Below are 19,413 nucleotides of genomic sequence, written 5' to 3' on the forward strand. Positions count from 1 at the left end.
AAAACCAGCTGGCTTTTTTTCTTCGGAAAGTGGAAGTTTGTGGTCGTTTTCAGAAAAAACTATTATTTTTAAAAATCTTAGGTTCTCTACTATAATAAATTAAATTCCCAGTTCTTTTTAAGGAGATCGGATATGTATAATGTACTTTTCATCACTGTAGGCTCAGTGCTTGTGGCAGTAGCCTACAACTTATTTTTGATACCACATTTAATTTTAAGCAGCGGACTTAGTGGACTTGCGATCATGTTCGGAATCATCACCCCAGTCAACACAGGGATATTGAATTTTCTGATGAACCTGCCATTGCTGATTCTTGGTTACCTGAAATTAGGGAGACGCTTTATCACCTATACGATATTATCAGTTGTCGTGATTTCCATCAGTTTATACCTCATTCCAGTTCACGGTATTTCCACTGAACCGATTTTGTCTTCTTTATTTGGCGGGATCATATCGGGAATCGGTATAGGCATCGTCTTTCGCGCTTCGGGGTCTTCGGGCGGCTTTGATATCATTGCCATGCTATTGGCTAAGAAGAGCGACTTTCCGCTTGGTACATTGCTTTCGGTGATGAATGCTGTTGTGGTGGTAATCTCAGGCTTCATCTTCGGTTGGGATGCCGCATTATATACGCTGATTTCCATTTATGCAGCAGGAAAGGTGATCGATACGATCCATTCCAATCACATTAAATTAACATTGATGATCGTTACCAAAAAGAGTGACGAAATGAAAACGAAGCTCCTGACCAACCTATATCGTGGAATTACAGTCATGGATGGTGAAGGTGCATATTCAGGAGAAAAGAGCAAAGTAATGATGACAGTCATTACACGTTATCAGTTAACAGATGTAAAAACGATGATAAAAGAAGTGGATCCGAATGCTTTTGTTAATATAACCGAAACTGCCGAGGTCATGGGTATGTTTCATAAAGAGTGATGATAATAAGAAAAGCCTCCCGACATTATGGGAGGCTTTTTTGATCATGAATGTTAATTTCCAAATTGTTTTAGTAAAACGTTCATTTCAGAACTTAGTTTTAAGAATAAAGGTTTGTTTTTTATATCCAAGGCATCATCGATCTGTTTTGCAAGGAGATTCTTTTTGGTAGTAAGGACGGCTTCCTGAATAATCATATCAATTAACATTTCCTGAACCACGGCATCGTTTTTCATTTCGCTCATTGATAAGGACTTCACTGACTCTGAATAAGATTTTTCATTTTTCAAAGTTACCACCCCTGACCCTTTTTATTATTATATGGATTTGAGCGGATAAAATCAACTGAAAATTTAAAAAATTTAAATTATGATAGAGAATGTGTCGTTTAGGTGACGAAAAAGCCACTAAATAAAAGAATTTTAAATTTTTTGTGAACTTGCTTTTTATGTTTAAGGGTTATGCTATTATAGTGAGTAATTTAACATACATTTACTATCCCCCTTCACTTTTCTTGGACAGGAATGGAAGGGTACAAGCAATTAAGAATATAAGCTTTGGAAAGTGATAGCGATGTTTAGCAATGAGGAAGAGGTGGATTAAAAATGAAGGAAAACAATCAGGGAATCATCGAGGAATATGAAATCACGCCACATACACTAATGGTTGCGCCAATTAATTACGGCAGTAAAATATATGCCCGTATCGTTGAAATGGAGGACGAGTTCATCTCCCCGTTTAAACCTATGGAAATAATAAAGAAAAGCTGCGAGTTCTTCGGATCAAGTTATGAAGGACGCAAGCAAGGCACGAAACAGCTCATAAACATCACACATAAAGCACCGATCGCGATTGATCCGACCAGTTCGATATTCTTCTTTCCAACTACATCTCCGTTACGTCCTCAATGCATCTGGTTATCACATGAGCATGTGGTATCCTATAAGCGCCTGGATTCCAAACATACAACCATCACATTCAGGAATAGACAAACCATCGATATAGCAGTGTCATGCAGCTCTTTCGAAAACCAGCTGCACCGGACCTCTTTTTTAAAAACGAAATTGATCCAGAGGATTGAGGAAACAAAGAGGAAATCCTTTTATCTGTTCACTGATGCTAATGGAGTCAAGGCTTCAGAGGTAATCTCAAAGTATATACCGCGATAAGAGGGGGTTCAGGGGAAAAATCAGAGGAGAATGCAAACGGGAATATTCAAATTTAAAGCAAGCCCTTCTTATTAAAGAAGGGCCCTGGAATCAATCTTCGAATAATTCATCCATTAAATCGTCAATTTCTTTTCTTAATTTTTCAGTTCCTTCTTTGGAAATGGTGATGGTATCACCATCGATAATCAGCATATCTCCTACTTTTGCTCCCTTGGGAAGAGCACTTTTAGGGAAATCCTTCATGTCACCACCATCGATTTCAACGACAGCGATCTTTCCTTCGAAGCGATCAATAATTCCTTGTACCAATTATTTCACCGTCTTTACAGTAATTTTCTGACCTGTAGAAGTAAAAATAATGTTACCTGATTTATCTGTGCGATAAGTTTTGGCTTTCACTGAATTCAACCGTTTTATAACAGTGGAAGTAGGGTGCCCATAGCCATTTTTCCCTACACTGATTACAGCATATTTCGGTTTTGTTTTGTTAATGAAAGCTGAACTTGTCGATGTTTTTGCACCATGATGGCCTACTTTAAGTAAATCCACACTTGGTACCAGTTTTTTAACCAGCATATCTTTCTCTGCTTTTTCTTCGGCATCACCTGTAAACAAGAATGTTTTTTTGCCGTGTTTAAGCAACAGGACAGCACTCCAATTATTTAAGTCAGACTTAGCATAGTCCTTAACAGGTGCAATGAATTTAAGGGAATTATCCTTTGCTTTAGTGTTGATTTCCACTCCCGTCTTCGCTTTTTTTATTGTAAGCGTCTTCTTCTTAACAGTCGTTAAAAAGTCTTTGTATGCCTGGGTAGTATGTGAAACTTTAGGGGCATACACAGATTTTACATTAATCGATTTAATCACATGAGCAAGACCGCCAACATGATCCGCATCTGGGTGAGTGGAAACTAATGCAGTAAGTGTTTTTACCTTTTGTTTTTTTAGGTAGGCAACAACCTCGTCGCCCTTTCCTTTACCGCCGCCATCGATTAAAACGTTTTCATTACCGGTTTGTATCAGGATTGAATCTCCTTGTCCAACGTTGATAAAATGTACCTTTACATTTGAGGCTGCCTCAGTTGTTTTAAGTCCAGTGAATAAAGATAAAACAAGAACAGCCACCAGTAGAATATTTATTTTCTTCATTTTTCCCCTCCGGTTAATAATTTACCATGTGTAACCGGAAAAATGGGAATATGGGAATATGGACACGATTTTTATTTGTGGTAAAAAAAGGGAAATATCGTCTAGGCTTATGTTTAGGGAAAATGATCCTGGGTATTTATGATTAATCTCTTGAATTAAAATGAAAACCATTATTTTAAAGAGTCAATCACTAAAAAATCTATTCCTCTCAGAAAAGAGTGTGAAGTTGGCATATATTAAAGGAGCAGGCTGCGTAGAAAGTTAGTATTACCAACAAAATATTTTGTTAAAGAGATTGTTACTGTTTTTTTAGGATTTGTACAATTTAAACGTTGATTACCCCCCCCAGGCACTCGCTTTCCGCGGGCGGTCCGAGAGCCTCCTCGGCGCGTTTGCACCTTTTGTTCCAACCAACTTTGTTTTAAAATTTAGATAGGAACCCTTTTGGCTACAAATTAAACCATGCAAATAAAACATTGCATGGTTATCATAAGAAATTAGGGATGGGTATAAGTTTCCTTAATGATTGGCTCCTTAATACATAATATGAAAGACACCGATGATGTATCTTTTGTTCAGTATTTCACAAATGGTTTTGTTTTTCTGGAAGTTCTTTTTGCTTTATACGTTTAATATAAAGGGGGTGTTACTAGTAGATAATACTAGTTATGGATATGCAATTAACATCTTTCTCAATAACGTTGTACTGACACTAAAATGATAGTTTAGACGTATAGTTATAATAGATGAATGGAAATTAAAATGTCGCTTAATAATGAACAAACGGGCCAGCCTTTTAATCGTTAAGGACATTTTCGTCGAAACTGTTGCCTTAATTCAGTAAGCAGTAAGTGCAAACGGCTTGTGTAACAAGAAGAGGAGAAGCGGCTATGGCAGTCCTCGGTTCCTATAATAGGGAAGAGGATAGTATACCATACCAGGCAGCTTCGACTTTCTGCCGTTTAATCATCAAGAACGAAGGCGATGCTATGCATACAGCAAACTTTTAATGAAGGATGCCATAACTAGGGAACTTGAAGTAACGCAGTTAAATGTAAAAGGTATTTTCAGAAGAAGATATTATCTATCTGAAATCTGAAATCCATGGCAGACATTTCATCCGACATGATAGAGCTTGATCCAATAGCATGGGCTTTTTAAGCGTCCCATCGTCCTAAAGGAATTTCCATTCATTCGATGCAGGGATTGGTTGATGGCAATCGATCAGGGCAAATCATGGGATACGTGTTACATTCTGCGGCGGATCATGATATTGGTTACTTTTACATCGATTTGTCGAAGCTGACTGTTTTCCTATCCTTTTCTTCAATATGATGAGTCGATCATAACGGGTGCCACTCCAACCTTTGTCATGGAGCATGTAATTAACTTTCATTTAAGGAATCTTAAAACTAAAATTGTTAGGATATTCAGTATGCACTTGATTACATAGGTTATGCCTTGATCGAAAAGTAATCTTTCACGGAGATGACTCCATGGTTTGAACTAGCCAATTAAATTATGATGTTATGGAATATTCAAACAGGGGAATGGAGGTAAGTGAGTCTAATCGATCTTGATCATGAAAGACTCCCTTACCTTTATGCCAGGAGAGATGCGGTGCTTTTTTATGGTCATCCTTTTTACGTCCAAGGGAATTTGTATCCTTCCGGAAGGCTCCGTTGTAACCCGTTAATCCCTTGAGGGTTTTTTTTCGAAAAAGTAATAACATAACAAGTCTTCGGTTTTGTTGCGAAGGCGGGGATTGAAATAATTATGATGTTCCTCGTATCCTTTATATAAAAAACAATACATCGTGAAGGATTCATCGCGTTTGATTTCACTAACCTTAATATTCTCTTTGCGCAAATAGCGCCGTACCTCGGCAAGTTCGTCTTGAACCACTTTTAAAATATGTTCGACTAGCTCCGAATAGGGCCTTTTTAATTTAAACGGACTAATTTCGATGACCTTGAGATCCCGGTTTAAGACTGTAATAACCATAGGGAGGTAGATGGCTTTTTCAATCATATTTCGGTCACCTTCTGGAATGCGGGTCATCATGACCGCCCCTTTCTAAATAGCGCGTTTTTAATACTAATATGTATCTTCCGTAAAAATAAGAACATTTGTTCCGTTTTTATCCTAATGTATTTTCAGTGGTTATGCAAGCAGTTTTGATAAATCTAGAAATATTCGTTAATAAGATTATGTTTTCCGGAGATAGGGAAAGTATGAAGATATATGGATAATAATTCTTGCAATTTCGGGGGAAAGTGATATATCTAAAATAAACGGTTTTTAATAAGTTTATGCTGCTTTGATGGCAGCATGTCGAGGGAGATAATTATGGATTTGGATACTATACGTGAGTGGTTTACACTTGATCATATATCGGCACTTATTCAGCAATATCGCTCATTCGGTCCAATTCCCGGGATCTTACTGCCGATGCTGGAAGCTTTTTTGCCTTTTTTGCCCTTAGTGGTGTTCGTGCTTGCCAATGCAACGGCATTTGGTCTCTGGTGGGGGTTTTTATTTTCTTGGATTGGTGCGGTAGCGGGGTCCTTTTTGATCTTTTGGATTATTAGAAGATATGGTCAAATGAGGTTTTTCCGATTTTTGCAAAAGCATAAACAGGTGCAGAGGTTGATGGTTTGGGTTGAGAGCCATGGATTCGGGCCTTTGTTCATATTGCTCTGCTTCCCTTTTACACCTTCGGCTATCGTTAATATCGTTGCAGGGCTATCAAAAGTCAGTACCCTGCAATATGGACTTGCAGTAGTTGGAGGGAAGGCGGTGATGATTTTTACGATCAGTTTCGTAGGTTACGATTTAGTATCATTGATTCATAAACCTGTGCGAACGATCATTATCGGAATCGTCATCTTTATCCTATGGTATGTGGGGAAAAGACTGGAAGTCCGGTTAAATAAAAGCATGAAGAGAGAAGAAGGGCAATAAATTAATATATAAATGCAGTAGGGGTTGAACTAGATGGAAAAAACAAACAAGAATTCTTTATCCGATTGGATAAAACCAGCGATGATAGCTTTTGTTATTTACATCTTAATCCGTACATTTCTCTTTTCAAGCTATGATGTTGAAGGAAAGTCGATGCAGCCGACCCTTGAAGATGGAAATAAACTTGTCGTGAATAAAATCAATTACCAGATTCATGATATCAACCGTTTTGACATTATTGTTTTTCATGCGAATTCACAAGAAGATTATGTTAAGCGGGTTATAGGGGTTGCAGGTGACCGTATTCGTTATAAAGATGATTGGCTATACGTAAATGGTGAGAAAGTGGATGAGCCTTATCTTGAGAAATTCAAGGAAGGTTTCCCAGGACAGGATTTTACAGGTGATTTTACATTAAAAGAATTGACGGATATGACCAAAGTTCCGGAGGGCAAGCTTTTTGTCATGGGTGATAATCGTCTTGAAAGTGCTGACAGCCGTCACTTTGGTTATATACCGGTAGAAAATGTTGTCGGTAAAGTGGATGTTCGATATTGGCCGGTCAATGATTTCAATTTTAAGTTTACAGGTGAGTGATTGTGAAGCCCGAGTATGATGCGGGCTTTTTCTTTTGGGGAAAACGCGAACGTACGGTTGGTGTTTTTTTAAGGGAAACGGTAAAATAATAGAAGGTAAATCTAATTGGAAACAGAAACCTAGTCATAAAGACGAAAGTATTTCTGGTATGATGGATCTAGATATTATGTTGTAAGGGGGAAAAGAGATGTCACTCCGTTTTTTACTGGGAAGATCGGGTACAGGGAAAACTTCGAATATATTGGACGAAATCCGCTCTAAATTGGCAGAAGATCCCGAAGGAAATCCAATTATCTACCTCGTTCCTGATCAGATGACGTTTCTATCTGAATATAAATTAATTAAAACACCAGGCCTTGCCGGAATGATCCGGACACAGGTTTTCAGTTTTAGCAGGCTTGCTTGGCGCGTTCTTCAGGAAACCGGGGGGATGAGCCGGCTGCATCTGGACAGTGTTGGCGTTAATATGCTGATACGGAAGATCATGGATGATAAAAAGGAAGAGTTAAAGATGTTCAGTCGATCTGCTGATAAGCAGGGGTTCATTGCACAGATGGAGCTAATGCTGGCTGAGTTCAAGCAGTATTGCATCCAACCTGATGACATTCAAAACTATTTGGCTGAAACCTCACAGGCCGGCAGCGGCATTCAGGATAAACTGCATGATCTTGAATTGGTCTATCAGGCTTTTGAGGATGAAATGGTCAATAAATATTTAGACTCCGAAGATTATTTCACTTTGCTGATCGAAAAAATGTCAGAGTCTTCATATATAAGGAATGCGGATATATATATCGATGGTTTTTATAGCTTGACTCCACAGGAATTATTGATTGTTGAAGAAATGATGAAGCTGTGCAGGAGTGTAACGATCTCGCTGACGTTAGATCAGCCCTACAGGCAATATGCTCCGGATGATTTGCAATTGTTCAGGCAAACGGGAAACCTTTATCATCACCTATATCAGGCTGGATTGAGGAATGGCATACCGATTTCAGAAGATCGAATCTTAAAAAGATCGGAAAGGTTTGGAAAGAGTCCGGGGCTGAATCATCTGGAAACTTATTTTTCCATTCGTCCTGCACGAACGTTTGAGCAGTCACCTGATGTAACGATCGCCCAGGCAGTTAACCGCAGAGCTGAGATTGAAGGAGTTGCCCGGGATATCTTGTCGCTGGTCAGACAGAGACAGCACCGTTTCCGTGATATTGCGATTTTAGTCCGTAACGGGGAAGCATACGCAGATATTTTACAAACCGTTTTTCGGGATTATCAAATTCCCTTGTTCGTCGATTCCAAGCGGACGATGCTGAATCATCCTCTGATTGAACTGATTCGTTCGACTTTGGAGATCATCAATGGCTATTGGCGTTATGAACCGGTATTTCGTGCAATCAAGACAGAGCTTCTATTTCCGCTGCAAAAAAACCACGATCGGATGCGTGAACAGGTAGATAAGCTGGAAAACTATGTGCTGGCACGCGGCATTAAAGGAAGCGGGTGGACGTCCAAAGATCGTTGGACCTACCGGCGATTCCGCGGTCTGGAACTCGAGGACCGGAACCAAACGGATAAGGAAATGATGCTTGAGCAAGAGTTGAATGAAATGAAGCAATTATTTACCGAGCCCATCTTGAAGCTATCAAAACGGGCTAAAAAGGCTGCTAATGGCAGGGAATTGTGTGAAGCCCTTTATCTATATCTTGAAGAATTGCATATACCGGAAAAATTGGAAAAGCTGAAACTGGAGGCAGAAGAAGCAGGTGATTTGGTATCGGCAAGAGAGCATGAGCAAACATGGAATGCGGTTGTCGACCTATTGGACCAATTCGTTGAACTGCTGAGCGGGGAAGAGCTTTCCATGAAACAGTTTGCGGTAATCATTGAAGCTGGTCTGGAGTCTCTTGAATTTTCTTTGGTACCGCCGGCAATTGACCAAGTATTAGTCGCTAATCTAGATTTATCCCGCCTGGATGATGTGAAGACAGCTTTTGTTATCGGTTTGAACGAAGGGGTTCTGCCGGGAAAAGCTGTATCTGACGGGATATTTTCAGATAGTGATCGTGATGTGCTGCTGGCTGGTGGACTTGATGTTGCCCCAAGTTCGAAAGTGCGCCTGCTGGATGAGGAGTTCACAGCGTACAAAGCATTCACTACGCCTGCCGAGGCCCTTTATTTATCATATCCGCTTGCCGATGAGGAAGGGAAGGCGCTTTTACCTTCATCCTATTTGAAACGGGTAAGGGACGTATTGCCTAACGTTTCCGATGTGTATTATATGAACGATCCGTCCGATCTGCCTGCAGAGGAACAGGTGAAATATGCAGCGAATCATGATGTGGCCCTTTCGTACCTGGCTGCCCAATTGCAGCTGAAGAAAAGGAACTATCCAATCCATTCACTATGGTGGGATGTATATAATGCCATTATTGATGATGAAATGGCCGGTCCTTCAGCAACTAAGGTTTTATCGAGCCTTTTTTATCAAAATAGGACAAAGAAATTAACTGAGGAAACAAGTAAGCAATTATACGGTGAGAGCATTCTTACGAGTGTATCCAGGATGGAAATGTTCAATAGCTGCCCGTTTTCCCATTATGCGGCTCATGGCTTGAAATTGAGGGAAAGGCAGATTTTCCGTTTGGATGCCCCGGATATAGGCGAGATGTTCCATGGAGCGTTGAAAATGATCTCCGATTACTTGAAGGAACATGATATTCCTTGGTCTACATTGACCCCGGAACAATGCTTGGAGCTGGCCAGAATTGCTGTGGAGAGACTTGCTCCTAAACTCCAAAATCAGATTTTGTTAAGTACGAACCGCCATCACTATTTACGCAGGAAACTCGAAAACGTGATAGGACGTGCCTCGATCGTATTAAGTGAACATGCAAAGGCGAGCGGTTTTGCTCCGATCGGATTAGAACTTGGATTCGGAAAAAATGGCGAGCTGCCGCCACTTTCTTTTACATTGAAAAACGGTACGAAGATGGAATTGATCGGGCGGATCGACCGAGTGGATAAAGCGGAAGAAGATGAGGGTGTCTATTTGCGTGTGCTCGATTATAAGTCGAGTGAAAAGGAACTGAACATGAGTGAAGTATATTATGGACTCGCGCTGCAAATGTTGACATACCTAGATATCGTCGTCACCCATTCCAAGTCGCTGATTGGAAAAGAAGCGATTCCAGCCGGAGTTTTGTATTTTCATGTGCATAATCCCGTTGTCAAATCAAAGGGTATGCTCAGTTTGGATAAAATTGAAGAAGAAATTTATAAAAGCTTTAAAATGAATGGACTTGTACTGGACCATTCAAATGTCATTCAGTTGATGGATACCTCTCTTGATATTGAAAATTCGGGTAAGTCGGATATCATTCCAGCTGGATTTAAAAAGGACGGATCGCTCCTGGCGGCTTCCAAAGTTGCCAGCAGGGAAGAGTTTTCGCTTCTGAATCATCATGTGCGCCGTATTTATCAGGAAGCTGGTGATCGAATGGTCGATGGTGATGTGGATATTACTCCATACAAATTAAAGGAAAAAACGCCGTGTACCTTCTGTTCCTTTAAATCTGTATGCCAATTCGACCAGTCACTGGAGGAGAACCAATTCAGGAATTTGGCACAGAAGAAACAAAATGACGTTCTTGAGCTATTAAGGGGAGAGGGGGAGAGCGATGAGTAAAACGAAAATTCCTGCTCTGCCAGGAGACGTGACTTGGACGGAAGATCAATGGAAGGCAATATGGGCTAAAGATCAGGACATCCTGGTTGCGGCCGCTGCGGGTTCAGGGAAAACAGCGGTACTGGTCAATCGGATCATTCAAAAAGTCATTTCAGAAGAAGATCCAATCGATGTTGATGAACTGCTCGTGGTTACATTCACCAATGCCTCGGCTGCCGAAATGCGCCATCGGGTAAGTGAGGCATTAGAAAAAGCGATTAATGATAATCCGCATTCACAGCATTTACGTAAGCAGTTGAGCTTGATTAATCGTGCTTCGATTTCCACACTCCATTCGTTTTGTCTAGAGGTGATCAGGAAGTATTATTATCTTACGGATATCGACCCGGGCTTCCGGATTGCAGATTCAACGGAGATCCAGCTGCTCCGTGATGAAGTGATGGAAGAGCTTTTCGAGGAGCAGTATGGCCAAAGTGATAACGAAGAGTTCTTTAATTTGGTCGATGCTTTCACAAGTGATCGAAATGATGATGCACTTCAGAATATCGTTCGGTCGCTGCATGATTTTTCGCAATCGAATCCAAACCCGGACCGATGGCTCGATGGTGCCGCCAGCATGTATGAGCTGGCAGATGATGATGGGATCGATGATCTTTCGTTTATCGATTCATTGAAGTTCGATATTGGTTTACAATTGGACACGGCCAGGGATTTATTGGAACGCTCGCTTGCGTTGACAAAAACCCCTGGGGGGCCGGCTCCAAGGGCTGAGAACTATATAGCCGATCTTGCACTGGTTGCTAAACTTTCGGAAGTGAAGGACCAATCCTGGAATGCACTTTATGAGGAAATCCAAAACGTGAAATTCGGGACGGCAAAACGCCTTACCGGTGCAGATTTTATCAAGGAAGTTGCTGATGAGGCTACCAAGTACCGGGATAAGGCCAAGAAGATCATCAAATCGTTACAGGAAGAGTTATTTTCCCGGAAACCGGAAAGCTACCTGCGGGATATAAGGGAGCTTAAGGGTTATGTCGATACACTTGTAATGCTTGTTAAACGGTTTGACGAAAGATTCTTTGCTGCAAAAGCAGAAAAGAACTTGGTGGATTTCGCCGATTTGGAACATTATTGTCTTCAAATTTTGACAGGGGAAACGGTGGATGGTGAACGAAAACCTTCAGCGGCAGCCATTGAATACAGGAACCAGTTCAAAGAGGTACTAGTGGATGAATACCAGGACACGAACCTGGTTCAGGAATCGATCTTAAAACTGGTGACGGCTGATGGAGAATATGATGGGAATCTTTTCATGGTAGGCGATGTCAAGCAGTCCATTTACCGGTTCAGGCTTGCAGAACCGAATCTCTTCCTTGGAAAATACACACGATTTACCCATGACGGTGTTGATTCCGGACTGAAAATTGATTTAAACCGCAATTTCCGGAGCCGAAAGGAAGTTCTTGATGGGACCAATTTCTTGTTTCAACAGTTGATGGGCATTACAGTCGGTGAGATTGATTATGATGAAGATGCCCAATTGAAAAAAGGTGCCCCATATCCCGAAGACGATCCAAACCCGATCGAACTTCATTTAATTGATGGAGCAGCCGATCCTGAAGCTCATTTGGAAGTGGAAGGGTATGATGGCGGATTTGAGGCCGAGGAGCTTGAAAAAGCGCAGCTCGAAGCAAGGCAGATGGCCAAGCTCATTAAAAAGGCTATAAGCGAAAAGTATCGGATATATGATACGAAAACCAAAAGGTACCGATCTGCCACTTATCGGGACATGGTCATTCTACTTCGTTCGATGCCATGGGCACCGCAAATCATGGAGGAATTTAAAAAGCAGGGAATTCCAGTCTATGCCAATTTGTCCACAGGGTATTTTGAAGCGACCGAAGTGGCCATCATGATTTCCTTATTGAAGGTGATTGATAATCCGCAACAGGATATCCCATTGGCTTCCGTTCTCCGTTCACCTATCGTCGGGTTGGATGAAGAAGAGATGTCAAAGGTGCGTTTATTCCATACAGGAAGCTATTACGAAGCACTAGCTGATTTTTACAGAAAGAGTGACCCTGAGGAACATCCGGGGCTTTATGAAAAAGCCTCTGCATTTTATAAAAATCTAGTGAAGTGGCGGAAGATTGCCAGGCAGGAGGCATTATCAGATCTGATCTGGCTCCTATACCGCGAAACGCAGTTTTATGATTTTGCAGGTGGGATGCCGGGCGGGAAACAGCGTCAGGCCAATTTACGAGCGCTGTATGACAGGGCAAGGCAATATGAAGCAAGTTCTTTCCGCGGTCTGTTCCGTTTCTTGCGGTTCATAGAAAGGATGCAAGAACGTGGAGATGATTTAGGGGCAGCTCGGGCTTTAGGGGAACAGGAAGATGTAGTCCGGCTGATGACGATTCACTCGTCAAAGGGGCTTGAGTTCTCGATCGTGTTCATTGCCGGTCTTTCCAAGCAATTCAATATGATGGATTTACGAAAGTCCTATTTACTGGATAAAGATTATGGCTTTGCGGCAAAGTATGTGAATTCCGAATTACGGATAACTTATCCATCCCTCCCTCAATTGGCTTTTAAGAAAAAAAAGCAGCTTGAATTAATTGCCGAGGAGATGCGTGTCCTCTACGTGGCGCTAACAAGGGCTAAGGAAAAGCTTTATTTGATTGCCAGTATCAATGATGCAGAAAAAACGCAGCAGAACTGGGAAAGTAATGCGGCACATGGAGATTGGCTATTGAAGGACTATGTACGGGCAGGTGCAAAAAGTTATCTTGATTGGATTGGTCCATCCCTTGTCCGACATCGGGATTCTCTTGGTGCTGCAGGTCTTGGCTTGGAAATGGAGTCGCATCCATCGAATTGGTCCATTTCCGTCATTCCGAGTGAAGAGCTTGCTGTTCTGGATGAGGAAGAGGCACTGGTTCAAGAGCAAATGCTTGAACATGTCCAGAAATCGGAGAAGGTCGGCATCGTTTCCGAGTTTTATGATGATATCAAGGAACAGCTGGAATGGGAGTACCCCGAGCATGAGGCGACGGTGTATCGTTCCAAGCAATCCGTTTCTGAATTAAAACGTCAATATGAACTCAAGGACGAACAAAGCTCCACAGAGCTGTTGCGTAAATTTAAGCGGCCTATCACGAAGCGGCCGACTTTCATGCAAGAAAAGTCACTGACTCCTGCTGAAAGGGGTACGATTACACATTTAGTCATGCAGCATATTGATCTATCTAAAGACATTACCATTCAATCGATTCAGCAACTGATCATTGATCTGATTCAACGTGAGCTGTTGACGGAGGAACAGAAAGAAGCTGTGGATCCGGAGACGATCGTCGATTTCTTCGATAGTGAAATCGGGCAAAGAATGCAGAGGGCCAAAAGCATTCGCCGTGAAGTGCCATTTACGATGTCGCTGCCTGCAAAGGAAGCTTACAGCGATTGGACAGCTGGAGATGAAGAAGTCCTTATCCAAGGTGTGATTGATTGTATCTTTGAGGATGAACAAGGTCTTGTGCTTCTCGACTATAAAACGGATACGATCACCGGCCGTTTTGCAAACGGGTACGAAGGGGCTAAAGGGATTCTTGCCGATCGATACCAGATGCAGCTTCAGCTTTATACGAGGGCTGTTGAAGGGATAATGAATAAGAAGGTAACCGGCCGTTACTTGTTTTTCTTTGACGGCTCGCATTTATTGGAAATATAAGAGAGAAGGAGTGTCCCATTGATGTGGGACGCTTCTTTTTGGTTGAATAAACAGAATAGTTTGAAAAAGTGTAAATGCTTACTATATACTAGTGGAGAAAAATACCTTTTTAAAGGAGTAGAGAAGAGTATGACGAGTGAGATCAAGAGCAAGGGATACTTTGGTGAGTTCGGTGGAAGCTTTATACCGGGTGAACTTCAGGAAGTTATGGATATTTTAGAAACGGAATTCCTGAAATATAAGGATGACCCGGAATTCATTGAGGAATTCCGATATTATCTGAAAGAATATGTCGGACGCGAAAACCCGTTAACACTTGCAAAGAATTTAACGGAAAAGGTTGGCGGGGCAAAAATATACTTGAAGCGTGAAGATCTGAATCATACAGGTGCTCATAAAATTAATAATGCGATTGGACAAATCCTGCTTGCTAAACGAAGGGGTGCTAAACGCATCATCGCAGAAACAGGAGCAGGACAGCATGGTGTGGCGACTGCGACAGCATGTGCGATGTTTGGCATGGAGTGTGTGATCTATATGGGTAAGCTGGATACGGAGAGGCAGGCATTGAATGTCTTTCGGATGGAATTGCTGGGGGCAAAAGTCGTAGCGGTCGAAAAGGGACAGGGTCGATTGAAGGATGCTGTTGATGAGGCATTGAATGACTTGGTGCAAAACTATGAAAATACTTTTTACTTACTTGGTTCAGCAGTGGGGCCACACCCATATCCAACGATCGTTAAGCATTTCCAATCAATCATAAGTGAAGAATCGAAGCGCCAGATCCTTGAAAAGGAAGGGAAACTGCCCACAGCCATCATTGCCTGTGCAGGAGGGGGAAGTAATGCGATCGGTGCTTTTGCTCATTATCTCGATGAAGAAAATGTCCGTTTAATTGGTGTAGAGCCAATTGAAGCCCCAAGTATTTCGCAAGGTGTCCCGGCAGTATTGCACGGATTCAAAAGTTTGACGTTAGTGGATGAGCAAGGGGAACCAAAACCGACATTTTCCATAGCCGCCGGTTTGGATTACCCAAGCGTGGGACCCGAGCATAGTTTTTTGAAAGATAGCGGACGAGCGGAGTATGTGACGGTAAAAGGGGAAGAAGCGCTGGAGGCTTTTCAGGTATTATCCAAAACAGAGGGAATCATTCCAGCTCTCGAAAGCTCACATGCCCTGGCTCACGCCATGAAGCTAGCTAAAGAGTTAACAAGGGAAGATATACTGATCGTTAATTTATCAGGCAGGGGAGACAAAGATGTTGAGCAAGTATTTAACATGTTAGAAAAATAGTCCGAATGTAAAAGCCTCCCTGGAAATGGGAGGCTTTTTCTATGACTAATTATTCCCTGTAATGGGCTGGTCAACTCCATTGATATCAAGGACATTGCTTCCATTCAGGCCATTGGCCGTGAAAGTGATTGCAGCTGTGTTCCCTGAGCCGGATCCGAAAACCGATTTGGAGGAAGACTTAGGGGAAATGACGGCACAATCACCGAATAACAGGTTTCCTTGCGCGACATTAAATACTTGAACCGGGCCGATAATGGCAGGCATATGAACCCCTCCTTTAAAAGTTTAAGTGTTGTTGGTTGAATCCTCGATTGGCGTCTCTTCAGGTTTTTTAGGAACCTCCCGAATATGTTTCACTCTTGACTCCATACGTGCATGGCCTACGTTCCCCACACCAACCACAGATGAGGAAGATATCCCGATTATATTGATATTGCCGACCCGTATGAAGGGATTCGGATTTGAAAAACTTGATATGACTGGTTCATTCAATCTTGGGATATAAAATGGTTTCTTAAAGATGTCATAGTCTGCGAAATGAATATCGACTGAGTGGAAAGTTTCACTTTTCTTTTGAACGGCTAAAGCCAGGGAATTCCCGTCAATATATGAGGTATCCCCGATTTGCATGGCGGAGCTGAACGATACCGTGTCTGATACTATAGATTTTACTTTTGATATTCTTGAAAACATATTTTTTATCCTTCTGGAGAAAGCGGCACGAATGGCCCTATGATAAGGGATTCCGGCGGGGTATCGAATGCTGAGGATAGTTGGACCGTTTGTACATCCCCTATGAGAAATAAAGCAGAGCTTGCTACACCGGTAATTTTAATATCTCCTACACAAAGCTGGTGATTGGTTACATTAAACTCCATTTGGATTTCCTCCTGTCTCGGCTTGTGAATGGGTAATGAATTGGAATAATGCAGTTTGAATATCGGATTTCACCTTCTCCCTGATCTTTTCCTTGACATTATCCCGTTGCTGCGGTGCACGTTCCGCGTAAGAAAGATTATCGAAATACATATTGATGCGTTGATGAAGCTGGCGTTCGACGTCCTGTTTAATGAAGTCATGATAAGATGCTTCCAAGGATATTTTCAGCTGGGTTTCCGCATCGTGAATCATATTTTCCAAGTCTGAAAGTATATCATTGTGAATTTCCTGGACGACGATTTCCCTTCCTGGAAATAGGTTAGGTGCAGGTTGAACGGGTTGGTTGTTGACGGCAAATTCATCAATGTTGTTAAGGTCAGTTGGATTTAAACCGATATTCAATGTTCCATCTAAAGATTCGACTTTTAACTGATCGAATTTATATTCAATTTTATCTACATGGATTGGCGGTTTATTTTTCAGCTCGGCAATTTCATCTGTCAGGCGTTTGAGTTCGTGTTCAAGTTTCATGATCCGTTTATCCTGGGCTTCAAGAAAACGCTGCATTTGTATGGAATATGAATAGAGATCCTGATTCACGATTCAACACCCACCTTCACAATAAGTTGATTTCATATAAGACAGTATATGAAAAAGTAGGATGTAGGTGAATGCCTATGAACTAGGAGGGCGTAAATGGGACGAAACTGGCTAATGGGGTTACATCGGCTTCAATTTCGGGAGCAGGCTCAGTGAATCCACCGGTATTGGCCAATGTGGAATATGGTTTAATCACCCCTGCACTACCTATTTGAAAAACGGATGAATTGGCGATGCTTTCAATTTTTATCATATTAATTTGTATGGTCTGGTGAATATTGAAGATCATGCTGACTCCTTTCTTAAAACACTAGAGATTTAGGACCAGTGGCTGATCAACACCATCAGTATCATTTGTATTCGTGGTGCTATAGGCATTATAAAGGGATATGGATTCACCCGTATTAAACGAGCCAGCACCTGCAAACGTTTTTGAGGTGGAATAGGGACTAATTTTAAAGACGTCACCAATATGGACAATTCCACTGCTACCGACGTTGATGACTTGAACGATTCCTACGATGGCCGGCAAGAAAATCACCCTTTTTTTATTCTGGTTTTCCCCTGAATTTAAGGCCATGAGCCTATCACTGAAGGGAGTTTCAATGTATTGTATGTTGACTCATGATTGATGTGATTCATCTGCCTATTAATATATGTTATATAACAACGGCTGATATTATTGGAATGTTGTAAACAGATATGGTAATATAATGCTAATTCAGAATTTTCAAATAAAACTAGAGGTGAGGAAATGAATGTACCATTAGTATTATCGCATTTCTTAGATCGAGCAGCCTTACTATATGGCGATAAGAAAGCCATCATTGGAGATGACAAGGTATTAACCTACGCAGAATTGAACGGCCGTGTAAACCAGCTTTCAAATGGTTTAAGGGATCTCGGTGTCAAAAAGGGTGACAAGGTGGCATATTTGGCACCTAACTCAATTGAAATGCTTGAAGGCTTTTATGGGGTATTTCAAATTGGGGCAGTAATCGTTCCCTTGAATATCCGTTTGAAGTCTGCAGATTATGTTTTCATTTTGAACCATAGCGAGTCCAAGGTCCTTTTCGTAGATCAGGAATTGTATCATCTTATTTCCCCTGTCAAGGACGAACTTGAATCGGTGGAGCACATAATCGTTCATTATAAAGATGAAGAGATAAATGAAACCGATTACAACCATTGGCTGGAACGTTATGATAACAAGTGCTTTAACCGGGAGTCAGTGGATGAAAATGATGTTTCGAGCCTTCTTTATACTAGCGGGACCACAGGAAATCCCAAAGGGGTGATGCTGACTCACCGCAACAACTATTTACATGCCCTGGGTGCGATGCATCATTTCAGGGTCAATGACCGCGATACATATTTGCACGTACTGCCGATGTTCCACGTGAATGGGTGGGGGGCGCCATTTTATTATACGGCAAATGGTGCCACTCAAGTTTGTTTGAGGAAAACCAGCCCAGAAATGATATTTGATGCACTGCAAAAGCATAAGGTTTCCATCATGCATATGGCACCGACGGTTCTGAATTCACTGTTCCAATATTATGAACGGAATGTTCCGAAAATCGAGCAGGATATCCGAATCGTTGTTGCGGGTTCCGCTCCGCCTCCTGCATTCGTTACAAGGGTGGAAAAAGAGTTAGGCTGGGAATTCATTCAAATTTACGGAATGACTGAATCAACACCGGTCAGTCTGATATCGCTGATTCGTTCTGAATTCGATGATCTTCCGGAAAAAGAAAAATACAGAATGAAGGCGAAAGCCGGATATCCCATCATAGGCAGTGAGGTAAAGGTTATCCATGACAATGGTGAGGAAGTTGCCCAAGATGGCGTGGATATCGGCGAGCTTATCGTCCGCAGCCATGGAGTGATGTTAGGTTATTGGAAAAATGAAGAAGCGACCAGCCAGACACTGATAAATGGATGGCTGCATACAGGGGATATGGCCACAATCGATGAAAACGGGAATGTGGATATCGTTGACCGCAAAAAGGATATAATCATTAGTGGCGGAGAAAATATCTCTTCCATAGAAGTGGAAGGAATACTCTACGAACATCCGGACATTCTTGAAGCGGCAGTCATTGCCGTTCCGCATGAAAAGTGGGGAGAGACACCGCATGCATTCATTGTGCCAAAAATGGGCGTGGAATTAACGGAGGATGATATAAAGGCCTTCACACGGGAAAAATTAGCTCATTTCAAATCAGTTACCAGTGTGTCGTTCGTCGATGAGCTTCCAAAAACGGCATCGGGGAAAATACAAAAAATCCATCTTCGTAATGATTATTGGGAATCTAAGGGGAAAACAGGCAGATTCGTTAATTGAAGCTCGCTAACGCTGTTCAGAAATGATCAGCGTTTTTTTCTGTTGCCGTTTAAAACGGTTT

18 protein-coding genes are annotated in these 19,413 nt (G+C 41.7%); 8 read left to right on the forward strand and 10 right to left on the reverse strand.

The genetic code is table 11. From position 1 onward, the window contains the following. Positions 1-132: 132 nt before the first annotated feature. On the forward strand, positions 133-942 hold the full coding sequence (locus AC1DIV_RS18815; RefSeq protein ID WP_048677994.1) for a YitT family protein: 810 nt from the start codon (positions 133-135) through the stop codon (positions 940-942). A 53-nt stretch (positions 943-995) separates the two neighbouring features. Here AC1DIV_RS18815 and AC1DIV_RS18820 read toward each other — a convergent pair whose 3' ends face one another. Next, on the reverse strand, positions 996-1,232 hold the full coding sequence (locus tag AC1DIV_RS18820; RefSeq protein WP_323597935.1) for an IDEAL domain-containing protein: 237 nt from the start codon (positions 1,230-1,232) through the stop codon (positions 996-998). Between the two features lie 315 nt (positions 1,233-1,547). On the opposite strand from AC1DIV_RS18820, the gene AC1DIV_RS18825 reads away from it, so the two are divergent. Next, positions 1,548-2,111: a competence protein ComK gene (locus AC1DIV_RS18825; RefSeq protein ID WP_323597936.1), complete on the forward strand. Its 564-nt coding sequence runs from the start codon at positions 1,548-1,550 to the stop codon at positions 2,109-2,111. Between the two features lie 90 nt (positions 2,112-2,201). On the opposite strand, the gene AC1DIV_RS18830 is transcribed toward AC1DIV_RS18825, so the two are convergent. From AC1DIV_RS18830 to AC1DIV_RS18840, 3 genes are all read right to left on the reverse strand, one after another. Continuing rightward, positions 2,202-2,420 carry a DUF3006 domain-containing protein gene (locus AC1DIV_RS18830; RefSeq protein ID WP_057275817.1) on the reverse strand — a complete coding sequence of 73 codons (219 nt, stop codon included), beginning with the start codon at positions 2,418-2,420 and terminating at the stop codon, positions 2,202-2,204. Beyond that, positions 2,421-3,260 carry a ComEC/Rec2 family competence protein gene (locus tag AC1DIV_RS18835; RefSeq protein WP_477577179.1) on the reverse strand — a complete coding sequence of 280 codons (840 nt, stop codon included), beginning with the start codon at positions 3,258-3,260 and terminating at the stop codon, positions 2,421-2,423. A gap of 1,692 nt (positions 3,261-4,952) precedes the next feature. Continuing rightward, positions 4,953-5,321 (reverse strand): YhjD family protein, encoded by a 369-nt coding sequence (locus AC1DIV_RS18840; protein ID WP_034314629.1) that lies wholly within the window; start codon positions 5,319-5,321, stop codon positions 4,953-4,955. 288 nt (positions 5,322-5,609) lie between these two features. Between AC1DIV_RS18840 and AC1DIV_RS18845 the strand changes: the two genes are divergently transcribed. The 5 genes from AC1DIV_RS18845 (at position 5,610) to trpB (ending at position 15,526) form a co-directional block, all read left to right on the forward strand. Then, positions 5,610-6,224 carry a TVP38/TMEM64 family protein gene (locus AC1DIV_RS18845; RefSeq protein ID WP_048680052.1) on the forward strand — a complete coding sequence of 205 codons (615 nt, stop codon included), beginning with the start codon at positions 5,610-5,612 and terminating at the stop codon, positions 6,222-6,224. 33 nt (positions 6,225-6,257) lie between these two features. Then, positions 6,258-6,821, forward strand: a complete 564-nt coding sequence (gene lepB / locus AC1DIV_RS18850) for a signal peptidase I (RefSeq protein ID WP_034314624.1) — start codon at positions 6,258-6,260, stop codon at positions 6,819-6,821. Positions 6,822-7,008: 187 nt separating this feature from the next. Further along, positions 7,009-10,506, forward strand: a complete 3,498-nt coding sequence (addB, locus tag AC1DIV_RS18855; RefSeq protein WP_340875223.1) for a helicase-exonuclease AddAB subunit AddB — start codon at positions 7,009-7,011, stop codon at positions 10,504-10,506. Then, the gene (gene addA, locus AC1DIV_RS18860) at positions 10,499-14,233 is read left to right on the forward strand and encodes a helicase-exonuclease AddAB subunit AddA (protein ID WP_477577181.1); all 3,735 of its coding nucleotides are present in this window, start codon (positions 10,499-10,501) and stop codon (positions 14,231-14,233) included. Before addB ends, addA begins: the two co-directional genes overlap by 8 nt. 129 nt (positions 14,234-14,362) lie before the next feature. Then, positions 14,363-15,526 carry a tryptophan synthase subunit beta gene (gene trpB / locus AC1DIV_RS18865; RefSeq protein WP_048680038.1) on the forward strand — a complete coding sequence of 388 codons (1,164 nt, stop codon included), beginning with the start codon at positions 14,363-14,365 and terminating at the stop codon, positions 15,524-15,526. Between the two features lie 45 nt (positions 15,527-15,571). Here trpB and AC1DIV_RS18870 read toward each other — a convergent pair whose 3' ends face one another. The 6 genes from AC1DIV_RS18870 to AC1DIV_RS18895 all read right to left on the reverse strand — a co-directional run bounded on the left by AC1DIV_RS18870 (position 15,572) and on the right by AC1DIV_RS18895 (position 17,537). Next, positions 15,572-15,790 (reverse strand): spore germination protein, encoded by a 219-nt coding sequence (locus AC1DIV_RS18870; RefSeq protein WP_063596493.1) that lies wholly within the window; start codon positions 15,788-15,790, stop codon positions 15,572-15,574. 21 nt (positions 15,791-15,811) lie between these two features. After that, positions 15,812-16,219 carry a spore germination protein GerPE gene (locus AC1DIV_RS18875; protein WP_072272561.1) on the reverse strand — a complete coding sequence of 136 codons (408 nt, stop codon included), beginning with the start codon at positions 16,217-16,219 and terminating at the stop codon, positions 15,812-15,814. A gap of 5 nt (positions 16,220-16,224) precedes the next feature. Next, positions 16,225-16,404, reverse strand: a complete 180-nt coding sequence (locus AC1DIV_RS18880) for a hypothetical protein (RefSeq protein ID WP_034314611.1) — start codon at positions 16,402-16,404, stop codon at positions 16,225-16,227. Then, the gene (gerPC, locus tag AC1DIV_RS18885) at positions 16,394-17,005 is read right to left on the reverse strand and encodes a spore germination protein GerPC (protein WP_048686854.1); all 612 of its coding nucleotides are present in this window, start codon (positions 17,003-17,005) and stop codon (positions 16,394-16,396) included. Before gerPC ends, AC1DIV_RS18880 begins: the two co-directional genes overlap by 11 nt. 82 nt (positions 17,006-17,087) lie before the next feature. Beyond that, positions 17,088-17,294 carry a spore germination protein GerPB gene (locus AC1DIV_RS18890; protein WP_034314608.1) on the reverse strand — a complete coding sequence of 69 codons (207 nt, stop codon included), beginning with the start codon at positions 17,292-17,294 and terminating at the stop codon, positions 17,088-17,090. Between the two features lie 21 nt (positions 17,295-17,315). Continuing rightward, positions 17,316-17,537, reverse strand: a complete 222-nt coding sequence (locus AC1DIV_RS18895) for a spore germination protein (protein ID WP_034315507.1) — start codon at positions 17,535-17,537, stop codon at positions 17,316-17,318. A gap of 222 nt (positions 17,538-17,759) precedes the next feature. On the opposite strand from AC1DIV_RS18895, the gene AC1DIV_RS18900 reads away from it, so the two are divergent. Next, positions 17,760-19,352, forward strand: coding sequence for a long-chain-fatty-acid--CoA ligase (locus tag AC1DIV_RS18900; protein ID WP_323597940.1), 1,593 nt, complete (start codon positions 17,760-17,762; stop codon positions 19,350-19,352). Positions 19,353-19,413: the final 61 nt, after the last annotated feature.

Source organism: Peribacillus sp. 05N428 (assembly GCF_056397085.1).

Bases quoted from the DNA above. Each gene is read 5' to 3' on its own strand.
- AC1DIV_RS18870 (WP_063596493.1), bottom strand. From the start codon at position 15,790: ATGCCTGCCATTATCGGCCCGGTTCAAGTATTTAATGTCGCGCAAGGA.
- AC1DIV_RS18845 (WP_048680052.1), top strand. From the start codon at position 5,610: ATGGATTTGGATACTATACGTGAGTGGTTTACACTTGATCATATATCG.
- AC1DIV_RS18875 (WP_072272561.1), bottom strand. From the start codon at position 16,219: ATGTTTTCAAGAATATCAAAAGTAAAATCTATAGTATCAGACACGGTA.
- AC1DIV_RS18880 (WP_034314611.1), bottom strand. From the start codon at position 16,404: ATGGAGTTTAATGTAACCAATCACCAGCTTTGTGTAGGAGATATTAAA.
- AC1DIV_RS18900 (WP_323597940.1), top strand. From the start codon at position 17,760: ATGAATGTACCATTAGTATTATCGCATTTCTTAGATCGAGCAGCCTTA.
- AC1DIV_RS18840 (WP_034314629.1), bottom strand. From the start codon at position 5,321: ATGACCCGCATTCCAGAAGGTGACCGAAATATGATTGAAAAAGCCATC.
- AC1DIV_RS18835 (WP_477577179.1), bottom strand. From the start codon at position 3,260: ATGAAGAAAATAAATATTCTACTGGTGGCTGTTCTTGTTTTATCTTTA.
- lepB (WP_034314624.1), top strand. From the start codon at position 6,258: ATGGAAAAAACAAACAAGAATTCTTTATCCGATTGGATAAAACCAGCG.
- AC1DIV_RS18890 (WP_034314608.1), bottom strand. From the start codon at position 17,294: ATGATCTTCAATATTCACCAGACCATACAAATTAATATGATAAAAATT.
- addB (WP_340875223.1), top strand. From the start codon at position 7,009: ATGTCACTCCGTTTTTTACTGGGAAGATCGGGTACAGGGAAAACTTCG.
- addA (WP_477577181.1), top strand. From the start codon at position 10,499: ATGAGTAAAACGAAAATTCCTGCTCTGCCAGGAGACGTGACTTGGACG.
- AC1DIV_RS18825 (WP_323597936.1), top strand. From the start codon at position 1,548: ATGAAGGAAAACAATCAGGGAATCATCGAGGAATATGAAATCACGCCA.
- AC1DIV_RS18815 (WP_048677994.1), top strand. From the start codon at position 133: ATGTATAATGTACTTTTCATCACTGTAGGCTCAGTGCTTGTGGCAGTA.
- trpB (WP_048680038.1), top strand. From the start codon at position 14,363: ATGACGAGTGAGATCAAGAGCAAGGGATACTTTGGTGAGTTCGGTGGA.